At 44.3% G+C, this 17,518-nt stretch carries 14 protein-coding genes; 6 read left to right on the top strand and 8 right to left on the bottom strand.

What is annotated here, in order from left to right; all coding sequences use genetic code 11:
* Positions 1-12 precede the first annotated feature (12 nt).
* Together pstA and V1358_RS11600 are read right to left on the bottom strand one after the other, a co-directional pair.
* Complete coding sequence (gene pstA, locus V1358_RS11605; RefSeq protein ID WP_347391134.1) at positions 13-1,662, bottom strand: phosphate ABC transporter permease PstA; 1,650 nt, start codon at positions 1,660-1,662, stop codon at positions 13-15.
* A gap of 16 nt (positions 1,663-1,678) precedes the next feature.
* The gene (locus V1358_RS11600; RefSeq protein WP_347393631.1) at positions 1,679-3,910 is read right to left on the bottom strand and encodes an ABC transporter permease subunit; all 2,232 of its coding nucleotides are present in this window, start codon (positions 3,908-3,910) and stop codon (positions 1,679-1,681) included.
* Positions 3,911-4,224: 314 nt separating this feature from the next.
* On the opposite strand from V1358_RS11600, the gene V1358_RS11595 reads away from it, so the two are divergent.
* The 3 genes from V1358_RS11595 (at position 4,225) to V1358_RS11585 (ending at position 8,390) form a co-directional block, all read left to right on the top strand.
* Entirely contained in the window at positions 4,225-4,725 is a 501-nt protein-coding gene (locus V1358_RS11595) for a glycine cleavage system transcriptional repressor (RefSeq protein ID WP_347391136.1), read from the top strand.
* Between the two features lie 109 nt (positions 4,726-4,834).
* Positions 4,835-6,913, top strand: a complete 2,079-nt coding sequence (gene ppk1 / locus V1358_RS11590) for a polyphosphate kinase 1 (protein ID WP_347393630.1) — start codon at positions 4,835-4,837, stop codon at positions 6,911-6,913.
* On the top strand, positions 6,900-8,390 hold the full coding sequence (locus tag V1358_RS11585) for a Ppx/GppA phosphatase family protein (protein ID WP_347393629.1): 1,491 nt from the start codon (positions 6,900-6,902) through the stop codon (positions 8,388-8,390). Before ppk1 ends, V1358_RS11585 begins: the two co-directional genes overlap by 14 nt.
* A 10-nt stretch (positions 8,391-8,400) precedes the next feature.
* On the opposite strand, the gene V1358_RS11580 is transcribed toward V1358_RS11585, so the two are convergent.
* Complete coding sequence (locus V1358_RS11580; RefSeq protein ID WP_347393628.1) at positions 8,401-9,027, bottom strand: paraquat-inducible protein A; 627 nt, start codon at positions 9,025-9,027, stop codon at positions 8,401-8,403.
* A 39-nt stretch (positions 9,028-9,066) separates the two neighbouring features.
* Positions 9,067-10,332 carry an EAL and HDOD domain-containing protein gene (locus tag V1358_RS11575; protein ID WP_347393627.1) on the bottom strand — a complete coding sequence of 422 codons (1,266 nt, stop codon included), beginning with the start codon at positions 10,330-10,332 and terminating at the stop codon, positions 9,067-9,069.
* Between the two features lie 180 nt (positions 10,333-10,512).
* Here V1358_RS11575 and V1358_RS11570 point away from each other — a divergent pair, with 180 nt between their 5' ends.
* Both V1358_RS11570 and V1358_RS11565 read left to right on the top strand, forming a co-directional pair.
* Complete coding sequence (locus V1358_RS11570; protein ID WP_347393626.1) at positions 10,513-11,226, top strand: substrate-binding periplasmic protein; 714 nt, start codon at positions 10,513-10,515, stop codon at positions 11,224-11,226.
* 262 nt (positions 11,227-11,488) lie between these two features.
* Complete coding sequence (locus tag V1358_RS11565; RefSeq protein ID WP_347391142.1) at positions 11,489-12,274, top strand: META domain-containing protein; 786 nt, start codon at positions 11,489-11,491, stop codon at positions 12,272-12,274.
* A 26-nt stretch (positions 12,275-12,300) separates the two neighbouring features.
* Here V1358_RS11565 and V1358_RS11560 read toward each other — a convergent pair whose 3' ends face one another.
* Positions 12,301-14,493 (bottom strand): bifunctional diguanylate cyclase/phosphodiesterase, encoded by a 2,193-nt coding sequence (locus tag V1358_RS11560; protein WP_347391143.1) that lies wholly within the window; start codon positions 14,491-14,493, stop codon positions 12,301-12,303.
* A 191-nt stretch (positions 14,494-14,684) separates the two neighbouring features.
* On the opposite strand from V1358_RS11560, the gene V1358_RS11555 reads away from it, so the two are divergent.
* Positions 14,685-15,194, top strand: a complete 510-nt coding sequence (locus V1358_RS11555) for an SRPBCC family protein (protein ID WP_347393625.1) — start codon at positions 14,685-14,687, stop codon at positions 15,192-15,194.
* A gap of 48 nt (positions 15,195-15,242) precedes the next feature.
* Here the strand turns inward: V1358_RS11555 and V1358_RS11550 are convergent, their stop codons facing one another.
* The 3 genes from V1358_RS11550 to V1358_RS11540 are packed head-to-tail and all read right to left on the bottom strand — an operon-like array spanning position 15,243 to position 17,484.
* The gene (locus V1358_RS11550) at positions 15,243-15,995 is read right to left on the bottom strand and encodes a TIGR04219 family outer membrane beta-barrel protein (RefSeq protein WP_347393624.1); all 753 of its coding nucleotides are present in this window, start codon (positions 15,993-15,995) and stop codon (positions 15,243-15,245) included.
* Positions 15,996-16,006: 11 nt separating this feature from the next.
* The gene (locus V1358_RS11545; protein ID WP_347391145.1) at positions 16,007-16,993 is read right to left on the bottom strand and encodes a DUF2333 family protein; all 987 of its coding nucleotides are present in this window, start codon (positions 16,991-16,993) and stop codon (positions 16,007-16,009) included.
* 8 nt (positions 16,994-17,001) lie between these two features.
* The gene (locus V1358_RS11540; protein WP_347393623.1) at positions 17,002-17,484 is read right to left on the bottom strand and encodes a copper chaperone PCu(A)C; all 483 of its coding nucleotides are present in this window, start codon (positions 17,482-17,484) and stop codon (positions 17,002-17,004) included.
* Between the last annotated feature and the right edge of the window lie 34 nt (positions 17,485-17,518).

The raw sequence follows: 17,518 nt of genomic DNA, 5'->3' as shown, positions 1-17,518 counted from the left end.
CAAATCTTTACATTAGTTGTCTAGCGCGCGGAACTTTTCACGCAAATGGTTACGAATACCAATCGCCGTGATGTTCAGAGCTATTATCACTGTTACCAACAGGAATGCTGTTGCATATACCAGTGGGCGCGCAGCTTCTACGTTCGGGCTTTGGAAGCCTACATCATAAATATGGAAACCTAAGTGCATAAATTTACGGTCTAAATGCACGTACGGGAAATTGCCATCCAGCGGAAGGGTTGGCGCCATTTTTACCACACCCACCAACATCAGCGGCGCTACTTCGCCTGCCGCACGGGCAACAGCCAAGATCAGACCTGTCATAATCGCGGGGCTCGCCATTGGCACAACAATACGCCATAAGGTTTCTGCTTTGGTCGCGCCCAGAGCCAGAGAACCTTGGCGCACTTGGCTTGGAATACGTGATAAACCTTCTTCCGTTGACACAATAACAACAGGTAGTGTCAAAATGGCTAGGGTTAATGCCGACCAAATAACACCCGGCGTACCAAATACTGGGCTTGGTGATGCTTCAGGGTAGAACAGTTGGTCAATGCTGCCACCGAGCATATAGACGAAGAAACCGAGACCAAATACACCATAAACGATTGACGGTACACCCGCTAAGTTAATTACCGCGATGCGGATCATCTTAGTCACAGCATTTTTCGCCGCGTATTCATGAAGGTAAATTGCCGCAACAACTCCAAATGGAGTAACAATCACCGCCATCAGCATAACCATAAAGACAGTACCGAAGATTGCAGGGAATACACCACCTTCCGTGTTTGCTTCACGGGGGTCGTCAGATAAAAACTTACCCAACTGACCGAAATAATGACCTATTTTGGCAAACAGGCCCATGTCGTTTGGCTGCCAGAAATCCAGTACTTGATACAGCGGCAATGTTACCAATTCACCACGCATGTCTTTAACAACGACTTGGTCGCGCTTAGCTTCATCACGCAGTTGGAAGAGTGTTTTTTCGAGCTCTTTGTATTGCTCGCGCAGCGCTTTGCGTTCAGCTTCAAGCTCGGCAACACGCTCATGTGTTAGTTCTTCATCAAGCTCATACGCACGCTCTTTTAAACGTAAACGCTCTAACTCATAGTTGATGTGGCCAATGTCACCGTTTTGTAGGTCCAATGCACGATCATTGAGATCCACGGCACGCTCAACTAACTCCTCGAGTTTAGCGATTTTATCGCCTTGAACTTCTTTGCCGTTCTCGATGACTTTTTCGATATAGCCATAGAAGTTACCGTTTTTAGAGCGCTCAAACACAGCTAAATTTTCAGGTGTTGATTGGCTTTGAATGTCTGTTTCTAGAATCCAACGAAAGTCCAAGTCAACGTACTCACGGTTACCTGTTTTTACCAAGAAACGCGTGACTTCCTCACCTTGGAAGTCACCCAAGTCGATGCCCGATTGACGGATCCGACTCGCAGGCACTACTTCACGATCGTAAATTTCACCGATAACTGTTTGCTTAGGCTGAGAGCCTTCAACGTGAAATTCATTTACTTCTGACGGCCAGAAGAAACCCAAACCACGCCATGCAATCAATGCAAGCAAACCAATAACTGAAATCAAACTGATGCTTACCGCACCACCGGTCATCCAAATCCAAGGAGAACCAGACTTAAACCACTGTCTTATCATGTCGTTTCTCCCCTAATTACAGTGAGCTGTACTTTTCACGCAGGCGCTGACGAACAAATTCAGCAAGCGTGTTAAAGACGAAAGTGAAAATAAACAGCACAAATGCAGCAAGGAATAGAATACGGTAATGCGAACTACCTACTTCTGATTCTGGCATCTCTACAGCAATGTTGGCAGCGAGCGTACGCATACCTTGGAAGATACTCCAATCCATAATTGGTGTGTTACCCGTAGCCATAAGCACTATCATTGTTTCGCCCACAGCACGACCTAACCCCATCATAATCGCAGAGAAAATACCTGGACTTGCAGTGAGTAACACTACGCGCACAAGTGTCTGCCACTGCGTAGCGCCCAATGCCAGTGAACCGTTTGATAAGTGTTTTGGTACACTGAAAACCGCATCTTCTGCGATAGAGAAAATAGTTGGGATAACCGCAAAACCCATTGCGATACCAACAACTAAAGAGTTACGTTGGTCAAAGGTCATTCCCAATTCATTGGTGATGTACTGACGCACGTTACCACCAAACAGCCACTGCTCAATCGAACCACTCATCGAGAATGATAACCAACCGATAAACAGCACAACCGGAATAAGGATCACAGAGTGAGCGCCTTCAGGAATACGATGGCGAACATGCTCAGGTAACTTTGTCCAAGCAAATGCTGTCAGCAATATGGCGAGTGGCAGCAGCAATAGCAGCGCAATAATGGCAGGTAAATTTTCTTCAATCAGAGGAGCAAGCCACAAACCCGCAAGGAAACCAAGGATTACCGTTGGTAATGCTTCCATGATTTCAACGGTCGGCTTCACCACTTTACGCAGTTCACTCGACATAAAGTAAGCGGTGTAAATCGCAGCTGATAGGGCTATAGGTACCGCAAACAACATCGCGTATAGCGCTGCTTTCAATGTACCGAATGAGATTGGCACTAAAGAAAACTTAGACTCAAAGTCATCACTGGCTGAAGTAGACTGCCAAATATAATCAGGCTCAGGATAGCCTTCATACCATACTTCTTGCCACAGACCAGACCACGTCACTTCTGGATGCTCATTTTCAATATTCAGCACACTGACTTTATTATCAGCGAGGATCACAGCAGCATTGGCGCGCGGCGCAATAGCAAAGTTTTTAATTGCACTGTCAGCTACTTTGCCCTGCCACAACTTAGCGTCACTCGTTGTGTAATAAACACCGAGTTCACCATTTTCTCCTGTGGTAAAGAAAGTGCGGCGATAAAATTCAGAATAGATATTGATAGATTTTTGTTTTGAGGTTTCAAATGCGCGAATCTTTTTGAACGCTTTACCTTCGTCGGTGTTCACTTCAAACCACTGTGACACTTCGCCATTGTCGTTTGCGAGCATCAGAGAATTAGCGCCAGCAAGCAATTGCGCTGAGATGATGTTTGCATTTTCTTCATTCGCAGCAAGCACTTGCGTCAACTCAACTTCATCTGCGTAACGACTATTGAAGATATAAATTTGGTTCGCTGAGCGCACAAACACACGGCTTGCATCCGGTGTAATAAGCAACTCATCAATACGACCATCGATTTCCAGCTCTGATTGCTCAGCAACCCACTCGACTTCGCCGGTCATAAAGTTTTCTTCACCCACGTACGCGGTGAACACCACACGCTTGTCTGCAGTAAGTGCAACAACAACCAGCTTCTCTTCAGTTTGCGCGAACGCAAAGCGCTTAATCGCTGCACCTTCGCTATCTACCGTAAGAGGCGCTTCACCTAGTGGGTAGTTCAGTACCGGTGTGAGCTTACGTTGGTTGTTCGGGAATGTAACACGGAAGCTGGGCTTCACTATCACCATCTCGCCGTTATCCAAACCGTAAGCATACAGGCCCTGGTGCGGTGCGCTTGTTGCAAAGCTGGTAACCGAAGCAGGCAACTCAGCGTTTAGTTCCGCGATTTGCGTGCCAAAGCCCTGCTCTTGGATGTTGTAAAAATCAACGGTGCCGTTGCGTTCAAGCAAATAAGCAATTTCAGTTTGCTCTTCGAGACCGAGGCCCACTACGTCTTTAGTGGCCACACTAAAATTATCACGCTCTTGAATATGAGCCGATTCAAAAATAGGTTGCACTACGTAGAGGAGATAGAAAAATATAAGCAATAGCGCCACCAGTACCATTACCCCACCAGAGGTGATACTGAACTGCGCTATTTTGTCTTTAACTAGACGGCTTCTATCCGTGCTAAATGACAGGTTTTGCGGATTTGAAGTCATCAACTTACCCTTAGATCTTTACGATGCGCGGATTATATTTCATCAAAATGACAGTTTTGTTACACAACCCTTAAACAGATACTAAATCGCCACAAATTTAAGTAAATAAAGGTAAAAAATGCGAACAGATATTGGCTGTTGCAAAGAATTGGACAAACCCGGAAAAGGGGTCAATACTTGCTTGTGTTAGACACTCGAAATTACCAAATCCTTATAAATTTTGTTAATTAACATTGCCTTAACGAGTTTTCTGATATTTTTGTATTACCTTTTGAACGAGTATTCAATTCACAATAATAAAGAGATCGTATCTTATGCAGCAGTTAGTATTAACCGTCCTTGGCAAAGACCGTCCGGGTCTACTTGAAGACCTTTCTTCTGTCATTCTTAATCATCATGGAAATTGGTTGGCCAGCAACCTCTCACATTTAGCTGGTAAGTTTGCCGGGATAGTTCAAGTCGAAGTCGCAGAAGAGCACCTGAGAGAACTGCAAAATGCACTTCATGACTTGTCTCACCTTGAGATCCGCGTTGAATCTGGCGAGATTATTCAAGGCGAAGCGCCACAGCAAATCAACTTAGTCATAACCGGTAATGACCGCCCTGGTATCGTTCAAGAGCTCGCTTCTGTTATTCGCCACAAAGGGGCAAATATCACTCACCTGACATCGAAGCAACAAAGCGCACCTAATTGGGGAGTCCCCCTATTCAGCGCTGTCGCTACCGTTTCATTACCACCGGGCATGAATCGAGATGCAGTTATTGAAGCCCTTGAGTCAATCACTCCGGACGTTATTGTTGATGTAGAAAGTTAGTGGTGAAAAGCAGGCTGAAAGATGACTCCAAGCTATGGGAATGTCATCTTTCAGTCACATATTAGTAATAAATTAGCGTACTTAGCCTACCTGTTTAACTAAGTATGTTATGAACTTCGAACAAATCGCTATGCAATCCACCAGCTATTACCCAAAAGAACTCAGTTGGCTTTCGTTCAACGAGCGTGTATTGCAAGAAGCTAAAGATAAAAACAATCCCATCATTGAGCGCATTCGTTTTTTAGGTATTTTCTCTAATAATCTTGATGAATTTTTTCAAGTGCGCGTGGCTGATGTAAAGCGCCGCATTCTTCTCAATAAATTACCAGATACAGACTTTGAAGAAGATGAAGCTTTGATGCAACTGATACAAGAAAAAGTGCTGAAGCTAGGGCAAGATTTTAATGTTGCTTACGAAGACATTCTCAAAGGGCTAAACGAACATAACATTCATATACAGCGTCCACATAATCTCAGCGACAACCATCAGCATTGGCTTGGCGAATATTTTAGAACGGAAATCCTTGAGCACTTATCTCCGATTCTCCTAAACCAAAATAAGAACTACGCGGAAAACATTAACGACACAATGACGTACTTGTTCGTAGAAATGCGCGAAGAAAAGAACAACTATGCCTTGTTGGAAGTACCCACCAATCGTTTGCCGCGCTTTATCCAACTTCCTGCGGAAAAAACAAGAAGGCATAAAACCATTGTTTTGCTCGATGACATCATTCATTTTTATCTCGCTGATGTATTCGCAAACTTCTTCAAATTCAAAAAACTTCGTGGTTATTCAATCAAGCTAACACGCGATGCCGAATACAATCTTGATGATGAGATTGAAGAAAGTCTATTAGATAAAATGTCCAAAGGGCTCAAGCAACGTCTGCGCTCGGAACCTGTGCGCCTTGTCTATGACAACACCATGCCTCCAGATATGCTTAAAGTGTTGCGCAAGCGTATGGGTATAAACCGATTTGATGCGCTTATTCCAGCTGGCCGCTATCGTAACTTCAGAGACTTCTTGTCCTTTCCCAATGTTGGACGTCGGTATTTAGAAAACAAACCGCTCCCTGCGATTCGCTCACATAGTTTTGATAGCTACAGCAGCGTATTTGATGCCATTACAAACGACGACATTTTGCTGTACTACCCCTACCATACCTTCAACCACTTTTTGAATTACGTACGCCAAGCCTCCTTTGACCCTGACGTGCTGCATATCAAGGTGAATATCTACCGTGTAGCGAGCCACTCTCGTCTGATTGGCGCCCTTATCAACGCCGCTAAAAACGGTAAAAAAGTAACGGTTATGGTCGAGCTAAAAGCCCGTTTTGACGAGCAAAATAATATCCAATGGGCGAAATCACTCGATGAAGCGGGCATTAAAGTAATTTTCGGTATTCCTTCATTGAAGGTGCACTCAAAACTGTGCGTGATTCACCGCAAAGAACAAGGACAAATAGTATCCTATGCCCATATCGGCACAGGGAACTTTCATGAGAAAACGGCCAAGATATACACAGACTTTAGCCTGTTTACTAAAGACCCCGCGCTGTGTGAAGAGTGCGACAACGTATTCAAATTCATCGAACACAGCTACAAGCCTTTTACTTTCAATCACTTGATGGTATCTCCTATCAATGCTCGCACGCGCATTTATGAGCTCATCGAAGAGCAATACCAGTTGAAAAAGTCTGGCAGTATATTTATTAAAATCAACAATTTAGTTGATAAAGAATTAATTGATAAACTATATGAAGCTTCGCAACAAGGTGTAAAAATCCGCATGATTATTCGCGGTATGTGTTCCCTTGTACCGGGTATTAAAGGCTTAAGCGACAACATAAAAATTATTAGTATTGTTGACCGCTTTTTAGAGCATCCTCGCGTGATGGTGTTTGGTAAAGGCGAGGACATCAAGGTGTTTATTTCCTCAGCGGATTGGATGACGCGTAACCTAGACCACCGTGTTGAAGTCGGTACCCCGATTTACAGTCCTAAATTACAACAAGTCATCATCGAGATTCTAGAGCTACAATGGCGCGATCGCACCAAAGCACGTATTATCGATGCAGAGCAAAAAAATAACTACGTGCGACGCGGCAACAAGAAGAAGATCCGCTCACAAATCGCCATACATGACTATCTTAAGAAATGGGAAGCCAACCTTGCAAACCAATGATGTAACAACCTATGCAGCCGTTGACTTGGGCTCAAATAGCTTCCACTTGTTACTTGCACGTGAGGTCGACGGTCGTTTTGAGGTGTTACACAAAGAAAAGCAACGTGTTTATTTAGCTGCAGGATTGGATGCCAAAAATCATCTCGATGATGACGCCATAGAACGCGCTGTGGATATTCTGCGTCAATTCGCCGTAACACTCGCCGACTTTTCGCCGTCTAACGTAAAAGTAGTGGCTACTTATACCTTACGTCGAGCGCGCAATGTCAAACGGTTTATGCAGCGAGTGCGCGCTGTTTTCCCTTTTCATATTGATATTATTTCCGGACAAGAAGAAGCGCGCCTAATTTATCAAGGGGTGGCTCAGCACGTTCATCACGATGAGCAACGCTTAGTCATCGATATTGGTGGCGGTAGCACTGAGCTAGTCATTGGCGAGCACCATCAGCACCGCGCTTTAAGTAGCCGTAACATGGGTTGCGTGAGCTTTTCTCAGCAGTTTTTTAAAGACGGTAAAATTACTCAAAAGCGCTTTAATCGTGCCATAGTGCGCGCAGAGCAAGAGTTAGAGTCAATTTCCAATACCTTTAGCCAGTTAGGGTGGCAGCATGTGTTAGCCACCTCTGGCACAGCAAAAACGCTCTGTGCAATTTGCCACGAGGGCGACCTAAACAATCCACTCACATTAGAGTGCTTACGCAAACTCATGAAAACAGCGTGTGACGCTGGGCACATTGAAGAACTTCCGTTCACAGAGCTTCCATTGGAGCGCCGTGCAACATTCTGCGGCGGTTTGGCCATTCTCATTGCTATTATGCAAAACTTCGCGATTGAGGAGCTGCAATATTGTGATTACTCGCTACGCGAAGGGTTACTGCATGAACTGCAAGAAAAACTCAGCGCCAAAGACATTCGTCAAAGCACAATTGAAAACTTAAGCCAGCGTTACGTCGTGGATACCCAACATGCTGCAAACATTTGCACCACATTGGAGTGGTTATATCCGCAATTAAAAGAGGCGTGGCACATCGATGACCCTGAGCTGTTTTCAAGCTTAATGTGGGCTGCGCAACTTCATGAAGTCGGTTTGAGCATTAATTCATCAGGACTTCACAAGCACAGCGCCTACATTATCGCTAATACGCAACTGCCAGGTTTTACCCAAGAACAACAGCATCTGCTCGTAATGTTAATTCGTTTTCATCGCAAAAAAGTGAAGCTGAGGGAAATGCCCGAGTTTATTGAGTTACCCTCGGGTGTATTATATCGCTTGATTGCTCTGTTTCGACTCGCGGCATTGTTAAATCGTAAACGCCAAGGGGCGACCAGCACCCCTTTCAACTTGGCAGTAAAAGCAAACAGTTTGCACTTGTCTTTCAAAGGTCGGTGGTTGAAAGAGAACTCTTTATTTGCTGCAGACTTAGACGCCGAGCAAGAGCAGTGGAAAAAGCTCGGCTTGACCTTGAAGGTGTCGTAATTAGCAAAAACTAGTGTTGAGGTGCTTGTTCTGTTGGCCCGTCTATTGGCTGTAAGAACATGCTAATAATGATAGACATTAAACAGTAGGCTAGAAACAACCAAAAACCTTCGTGCAGGTATGCATTCATAATGACTAACTGGCCAAAGTGACCATCGGCATTGCCACCCAAAAATGCGATAATTAGAGCCAGCACAAATACATCCGCCATACTCCACTTACTCATGGCCCCACTCAAACGACTCAAAGGTTGCGCCACCCGAGTCTTTGGAAACAGCAAAACAATAAATTGCATGAGCGACTTACACAGCGGCACCACGACCGAGAACATCGCCACTAAAACGGCAACTAACCGATTATTGTGCTCGAACAACTCAACTACAGTGCCCCATATGCTGCGAGTTTTGCCATAGGCATCAATGTGGCCCTCGAGCTTATCCAAGCCAAGCATCTGAGCGAAGGTATAAAGCATTTGTCGGCTATTGCTCTCGGCATCTTCTGTAATCGCTTCCACAGCCGTATTTGCCAGCTCTGATTTAGCAATTTTTGCTTCTAAAGTAAGCGCAGGTTGGGTTACTGCAAAAGTGAGCAATACGAGTGAAGCGACTAGCAATGAAAAAAGAATTATACGGCGCACGATGAATCTCCCTGATGACACTCACAAGAGAGTACTGTGTCATCCTTCAGTTAGCAATCTCATCATTTCATCACAGTAGGTGCGCGCCTGATTTAATGAGCGATAAAGGACCTGCGCATCGCTTGCAGGGCGGATAGTTTGTAATATTTCTTCGGCCAATTGCCATTGGCACAATTCGCACGCATAGGCCACTCCCAAGGCTTGCCCCAACATGCCATTGGCATCCAACAGAGCACTGCTTAGCTCCCCCCCCAATGAGAACTCTTGGACTAGCGTCTCTATGGGGACGTCAAGCACCGCATCAAGCACAGAAAGCAACCCCAGCAAATAACCTTGTTCGGTCATTTCCTTGCCGGCTGGAGAGATTAAATTTGCAATGAGCTGAGCACGCATTAAACCTAACTTCGTTAATTCCGTGGGTTTATCAGTTCCTAACTCCCCCAAAGCCAGAATACGAATAAAACGCCGAATTGCATCTTCGCCCAGATAGGTCACCGCTTGCTCCAAAGAGCTGATGGATATTTGTGATGTTTTTGCGCTATTTGCCATTTTTAGCACGCGCGCAGTCAACGACACGTCTAATCCCAAAAACCGACTGATCTCTTTGAAATCAAGTTCAGGGCATAACGTTGCAGCAAGCAGCTTGAGAATAGACTGGCGTGCTGGGCTTATATTTTTAAATTCCAACATCAAAGGTTTGGAGAAAAAGTACCCTTGCAAAAAATCAGCCCCCGCGGCAATAACCTGCTGTTCTTGAGCATGCGTTTCCACCCGCTCAACAATGATTTGGGTATAGGGGTACTTAAGTTTTAATTCTTGAATAAGGGCAACTGTCTTTGCTAAGTCAGGCCCAACTTCCACTTTGATAAAGTCGACCAAGCTCAATAAAGGTTCCCACTTGGGGTCGCAATCATAATCATCCAATGCAAAGCGGTAGCCTTTATCGTTCAACGCTTTTATTGCTTCCACCAGTGAGGGGATGGAACGACTGCGTTCTACTATTTCGATTACGGTATTTTCAGCGGGTACTAGTTCGGGAAGGTTTTCAAGTAATGCATCGGTGGCGAGATTAATGAATACGGGAAGACCATCACTGACCTTTTCTAGGCCCTGCAGCAAAATTAGGTCGAAGAACATGCGCCCGGTCGCTTTTGAATCGCCCATGCCAGCAGGAAAACAATTTTGTGGTGAATCTCGATACAGCAACTCATAAGCGACCACCTCTTTATCGAGCGAGAAGATCGCTTGCCTAGCGACATATTGAGCTTCAAAGGCGTCAACCTCGGATTGACGTTGCTGATGCATACGAAACCTTGCATTTACATAATCTGATAGTTTTATATTAATCAAATTCAGGGCAATGTCATTATTTAAACAAAATCAATAATTAAAATTCTTTAAATCCTACACTTACACACTATGCTTAATGCACGAGCCATTCTTATTATGTGACCTTTGCGCTGCTTTTTAATTGTAATACTCAGTATGTTAGTTCTTGGTGTGCAAGCATCACCGCTAAAATATAATGCCACAGCAAGTGGGAGCTATTACCCTTACTCCACTGGTGTAAAAGAAAACCCTGGGATCTCACATGAATTCGTCATTAAAGTAATGGCAGAAGCCGGCATCGAAATAGCACATGTGTCGCTACCTGCGAAGCGCACGCAGCAATTCATGCTTAATCAGCAGCTTGATTTTGAAATAGTGAGTCCGACTTGGCTCACCGAAGAAGAGCGCAATTTACAGCAGTTTGTATTCTCCGACGCCCTACTTCCAGTACAAGAGCTGCTGGTGACATTACCAGACAAAGTAAGCAAGTATGCATCATCCAATTCAATTGTTGGCGGTACTGTGGGTACGGTTAGGGGTTATTATTATCACAATGACCATGAGTTTATTCGCGCGGACTTTGCAACTGAGCGCGAATTAGTCTTGGCTCTGAGCAAAAAAAGAATCGAGGTGGCGATAATAGGCGATCTTCCCGCACTGTATTGGTCACAACAATTGGATATCGACATCGCCTTCGGCGCTATGCATTCCAAAGGACAGTTGCATATTCGCCTGCGCAGCAAACATAAAGAGCTGCTGCCAAAAATTAACGATGCAATTGCTACCTTGAAGTCCCAAGGGATAGTTGAGCAACTTGAGGATAAGTACTTGTCGCCAATTATTTTTAAATCAATGCCTCATAGTGACTGAAAGTGGTTATAATGAATTTTACCTGTTTTGAGCACGGATTGGCTCAAACTGAGTTTTAATGGATTTGCCGCTCTTACAGTGCTTCCACTTTGAGTGAGCCGCTGTAATTGTTTAGACAACCTGCCATTGGCTTGTAAAAATTGAACACTATGGTGATTTAGATCACGTTCGAACCCTCTAAGGTCGTAATGAATTCAATGTATTAAGGAACAATTAATACATTTCTACATAAAGTAAAAGCAGTTTCAAAGGAGTTTAGATTATGAGTAAAAAGGTTATTTTCTCAGCTGTGGCCTTAAGCAGTGTATTATTAGGCGCATGCAGTAATACTGTTGAGCAAAGCCAAGAAACACAGGTTGAACAGCAAATGAAAAGTATGCAAGTGCAAGTACTTTACAAGGACCGCAGTTTACAGCCTCCAGGTTCAATGTTGACGGTAAGCTTGTCTGACGTATCAAAAATGGATGCGCCTGCCGAGGTTGTCGCGACGCAAACGATAGAACTCAATGGCGCGCCTCCTTACGAAGTAACATTGAACTACCCTTCAGACTCTATCAAAGATCGTATGCGTTACAGCGTAAGTGCGAAGATCATGCATGATGGCCAACTTCGTTACATCTCAACACGCAATAACGACCCATTTGGTACAACACAAAATGTCAGCCCAATAAAAGTAATGTTGGAGCGTGTTGCAAAACCAAACGAGCCACTGGTTAACACTTACTGGAAGGCAACCACAGTGGCAGGCAATACGGTTGAAGTTAAACAACGTGAGCCACAAATAACCCTTCATGCTGATGGTCGCGTATCTGGTTTCTTAAGCTGTAACCAAGTGACGGGAAGCTACGTAAAAGGCCAACATTTTGGTTTGCGCTTTAATTCTTTAGCCAGTACCAAGAAAATGTGTTTCGAGCTAATGGAGCAAGAACAGCAGCTTAATAATGCGCTTGTGAATACTTTCTCTTACCACATCAAAGGTGACATGCTAACGCTAAAAGACGAGCAAGGCGAAAAGCTTGCTACGTTTAAAGCGGTACACATGAAGTAATAGACTAGCGGCGCCAAAAGGCGCCGCTATTGCGTTCCCAAGAATTTATTTAATGCAGGCCCATCCATAGGTTTGGCGAATAGATATCCCTGCGCCTCATCACAACCTATCGATTTCAAAAACATTTCCTGCTCTTTTGTTTCGACCCCTTCAGCAAGCACTCTCACATTAAGGCGTTTAGCTAAAGACACCACCATTTCAGCGATTTCTCCGCTGTCTTGCTGCGGAATACCCTTAATAAAATCACGGTCTATCTTGAGTCGGTTAAATGGCAACCTTTGCAAATAGCTCAAAGATGAAAAGCCGGTACCGAAATCATCAATTGCGACCTCCAGACCTAAGCGTTTTAATTCGTTCAGCGTAACCACCACATTGGCGATATCATCCATAACGATACTTTCTGTAACTTCTAACTCAATCTTACTGCTACAGACATCAAAGCGCTCTAGCGTATCTTTAACGGTATCAACGTAACCTTTGACCTTAAACTGCGGTACCGAAACGTTCACAGCGATGCATAGGTCTTTACCTCTGCTTGCCAGATATTTTTGCATGGCACATGCCTGCTCCAGCACCCATTGACCAATATCAACAATCAAACCAGCATCTTCGGCAAGAGGTATAAACACATCCGGTGGCACAAAGTTACCTGCACTATTTTTCCACCGCAATAATGCTTCGCACCCATACACTTCGTTAGTCGTTAAATCTATCTGTGGCTGGTACCATAATTCCAGTTTGCGCTCCTCAAAGTCTTTACGCAGCTCAGAAACAACACTTAAACGCCAAGCAGCCTGCTCTTCCATCGAACTATCAAAGTAGGAAAAATTAACACTCGCACTACTTTTGGTTAGGCTAAGAGCGATGGAAGCGCGTTTCAATGTTGTGATTGGCACATCTCCAAATGCAGCTCTGGGGCACACGCCAAAACTAAAATTAATAGGTAGGTGGTAATCTCCAGCATCGAAAGGCTTGGCAAGATGTTGTTGAAGCTGCGCCAAACTGGTTGTTCGTTCATTTAATACCATCGCAAAAACGTCAGCACCCAAGCGAGCAATCACCTTCGCTTTCACATCACTTTGTTGTAACCGATGCGCGATGCTTATTAATAATTGATTACCTACTTCTTGGCTCAATCCCTCATTGATATCCGCAAATCTAGCGATGTCGATCAACACTACATAATCATCGCTATCTGAGAGTTTAGTTGGTTGCTCAAGCTCTTTAAGAAAACCGTTTCGGTTGCTCAAGCCAGTTAGGCTGTCAACATAAGCCACTTCTTTGAGTGTTTTGACCAAGAGTACATTATCTAGACCCATCCCCACGTTAGTCAGAAATACTTCCAGATAGGGCATAAAGGAGGGGTCTAAGCAGGTTTCACAGGCCAGATGGACTGCGTATTGGCCCTGATGAGCTTTAAAATAAAAGGTATTACCTAAATCTGAAAGCTGATGATTTCTAGACTCCAAAGTGTTTGATATTTGCGCTATCAATTGCACATCTAAACCACTATCAACGAGTGGTAAGTCAGATAACTTATTATTGTAATGTGCCTCTCCATGGATCAGGACATCTCCGGTGTTAGAGAGTCCACAGATAAGCCCTTGAGGCTTATTAGCACCGATAAAGGAGCCTAGGTGATCAATGACAGAAACACAAAAATCTGTTAATTCTGTGCTGCGCAGTATCGCCTCATTAGCACTCAATACTTGGCTTAACAGGCTACTTTGCACCGAGAGTTGAGTGACTTGATTGTACGAACGTAAGGCTGTCACCAATGTGGTTGCCAACTTAGCGCGAGTTAACTCGGTTTTGGTGCGGTAATCATTAATGTCATATTCTCGAATGACTTGTTCTTCAGGCGCAAAGCCAGGCTGCCCAGTGCGTAACACAATGCGTACTAGGTGATTATGAAGCTCTTCACGAATGCGTTTAGCCACCAATAAACCAGCGTCATCGGTTTCCATCACTACATCAAGCAACACCACTGAGATACAGGGTTGTTTTGCCAACAACTCAATCGCTTGTTGCCCATCATAGGCATGGTGAAATTTGAGGCCCTTGCCCTCAAATTCAAAATTAGACAAAGCAAGTTCAGTTACTGCATGAATTTCCTTGTCATCATCGACTATCAAGACGTCCCAATAACCAACCAGTAGCTTTGGCTGTTCATCTAACTCTTCGTTAAGAAAAATGTATTCACTGCTAGAAGATGACATGCCCTACCTTTATAACCCCGAAAGCCGAGTTGGTGCAAAATTGACTTCACTATTATTCATTATGTTTACAATAGAAAATTTGCCCTTAACAGTATAGTCTAATCTTCAGGCTATAATTGAAAAGTATCGTTTCAGAGGCAATCATCATTGTGCTTAAGCCCTTAAATAAATTACTAAAAGTCTTAGTTTTAATGGTACTAACTTGGGTAATTTTAGGTCTAACTCTTTCACCTAGCTACCATGCGAAACACAGTATTGAGATTGGCCGACCAGTAACGCAGGTCGCGCCACTACTCACTGACTTGAGCCGCTGGCCCTCGTGGCTAGCCCTTGCTCAGTTTGAGTCCGATGCTGAGATTATGGTGCCAGCCAAGCCCCAAGGTGTAGGTGCAAATATCTATTGGTCAGGCGAATCGTCAAAGGGAGAGCTTAGTATCATTAATATGACGGAGTCCGAGCTACTTTTTCAGGTGCTGATAAACAATGAGTTTTTATCGCGGGGCTCGATTGCAATTCAACCTACGGCGCAAGGGACAGCGGTAACTTGGTCACAGACTGGAGATGTATCAATCCCTGTGTTTGGACCTTACCTCGCGTGGTTTGCACAACACCAATTGCAAAACACCATCATTCACAGTTTGAATAATTTAAAAACGAACGCAGAGTTGCCTGAAGCTGCACCACAAAGCGCAAAAGAATAAGTGTGTACGAGTAAAAAAGCGGCTAATCGCCGCTTTCTTTTGTACAAATTAGAAGTGTACTTGCAAGCCAGCGAACGGACCAGACACATCTAAATCAGTATTGATATCATCAATGTCATCTAGCTCGATAAGCATTGAGCGGTAGCCAGCACGCACTGCAACGTCAACAGCTAGGTTGTCGATGAATTCCCACTGCACACCCAACTGATAATCGTGCACCGAACTATCGTCTAGGGCGAACATACTGCCCTCTGCAAACACACTCAAACCTGTAAATGGAAGACCCACTTCGCCGCGAGCGTATGCAAGAGGAACGAATCCAGACACATCAGCAGTAACAGCAGAGTTGCTGTCAGCAACATAAAAATCACCATCAAACTGCTTAGCTGCAAGACCTAAGTCGATTGAAATAGCGCCGTTATCAAGGATTTCATAATACAAGACATAATCAGTGTGGCTTAAGTCTGTTTGCGTGCTGATATTAGAACCCACCGCAAAATCTACGCCTTGGAATTCAAATGTTTGATTAAGGGTAGTCATGCCCTTAATATCCATTTCGGTGTAACGAATCTTAACGTTTGGAACTAGCGGAATTGGGTGCTCCAAAGCAGCATAGTAGCTGGTAAGCGTTTCGTCTTCGAAATTAAATTTCTGTTGCTCGTAACCATTGTTACCAAAGCTGCCCTCTGGCTCGGCTTGCCAACCTTCAGCGCCAATATACAAACCCAATAGGGTATCAGCTTGGGCTACAGGTGCCACTGTTGCCAACGACACTGCCGCAGCTAGTAAATACTTTTTCATTTTATCCCCTGTTATCCTTGTGCGAGCAACTCGCTTAACTCAATAAGTGCCGCATTAGCACGCGAAATATAATTAGCCATGACCAAAGAATGGTTAGCTACAAAACCAAAACCGTTGCCGTTAAGAACCATTGGACTCCAAACGGGTTCTTGCGTCGCTTCTAATTCACGAATAATTTGCTGTACGCTCACTCGCGCATTTTTCTTCTCAAGCACATCTGCAAAGTCATGTTCAATTGCACTCAAGAAATGTAATAACGCCCATGTTGCACCACGCGATTCATAGAAAACATCATCAATTTTCCACCATGATGTTCTCACCTGTTGTTGTGATGGCGCATACGTTGCTTGGTTAGCTTCTCGGTCTCCGGCCAAGTCCGTATTCACACGGTCTTGACCTACGCTGGCGCTCAAACGCTGGCTCAAGCTGCCCAAACGCTTTTCAGCTTCTTTCACATACGCACGTAGATTATCAGCACGCGCATAAAACTGACTTTGCCTGTCGCCACTGTCTGCAATTTGCGAGCGGTAATCCACAAGCAAATCAATACCTTTTTGATATTCCCCTTCAGCGCTTGGCCACATCCATGCAGTGCTGCTGATGTTAAATTGCGGCTGTGCTTTTTTGAGTTCAGGGTGTTCCGTAGATTGCGACTGCGAGCGGCTAAAATCTTTACGCATTGATAAAGCCAAATCGCGCACCATTTCCAGAGCGCCATATTCCCAAGCTGGCATGTTATCCATCATCACACTTGGTGGCATCATATCGTTACTTAAGTAACCCCCCGGCTTGTTAAGGAGGGTTTCACTTACGGTAATCAAAGTGGACGTAGTCACATAGCCAGTAACCACTTGCTCATTTCGCTGTGCCGCTTGCTTCTTAGCATTTTCAAGCACGTCAAAACGATCGGGCTCAATGCTCCAATACACGGCAATTAAGTAGAAGAGTAAAAAAATTGCAGCAATCGCTGCAGCGATTTTTCCTTTGTGCTGTGACATATTAACTCCTAGTTATGATGGTGCTTATGCCCACCTTCGCTGCTTGGCATTTCATCCATCAGGCTAAATACCTTCGCCTGTGTAAAAACATGATCGCCATCAGCAAAATATAATGTCATTTTTAGATCTTCACCTACGTTGAGCACTTGTTCTGGCTCAAACAACATTAAGTGTAGCCCACCACTTTGAAATACCTGAGTTGCATTAGGTTGAAGCGTGAGCTGATCTAATTTGCGCATTTTCATCATGCCATCTTGCATGTCATGCGTATGAATCTCTACCCGACCGATTGATTCAATATCAACACGCTGAAGTACTCGCTCAGAGTCACCATGGTTCATAATAGATAAATACGCCACTGAACTTGTGCTGGCGGGTAAGAATTGACGAACTTTGGCATCGCTCACCATAATTTCTGAGTGAGCAAAGCTGAAGGTACAGAAAAATAATGCGGCAGCTGAGACCATTAAGGTAGTAAAAACACGCGACATAGTGCTTCCCTGATCGATTTACTTTAACTGTACC

The organism is Pseudoalteromonas pernae (assembly GCF_039831865.1).
GTDB lineage: Bacteria > Pseudomonadota > Gammaproteobacteria > Enterobacterales > Alteromonadaceae > Pseudoalteromonas > Pseudoalteromonas pernae.
The sequence above is the reverse complement of the archived record's forward strand: the minus strand, read 5'-3'. Positions and strand labels throughout refer to the sequence as shown.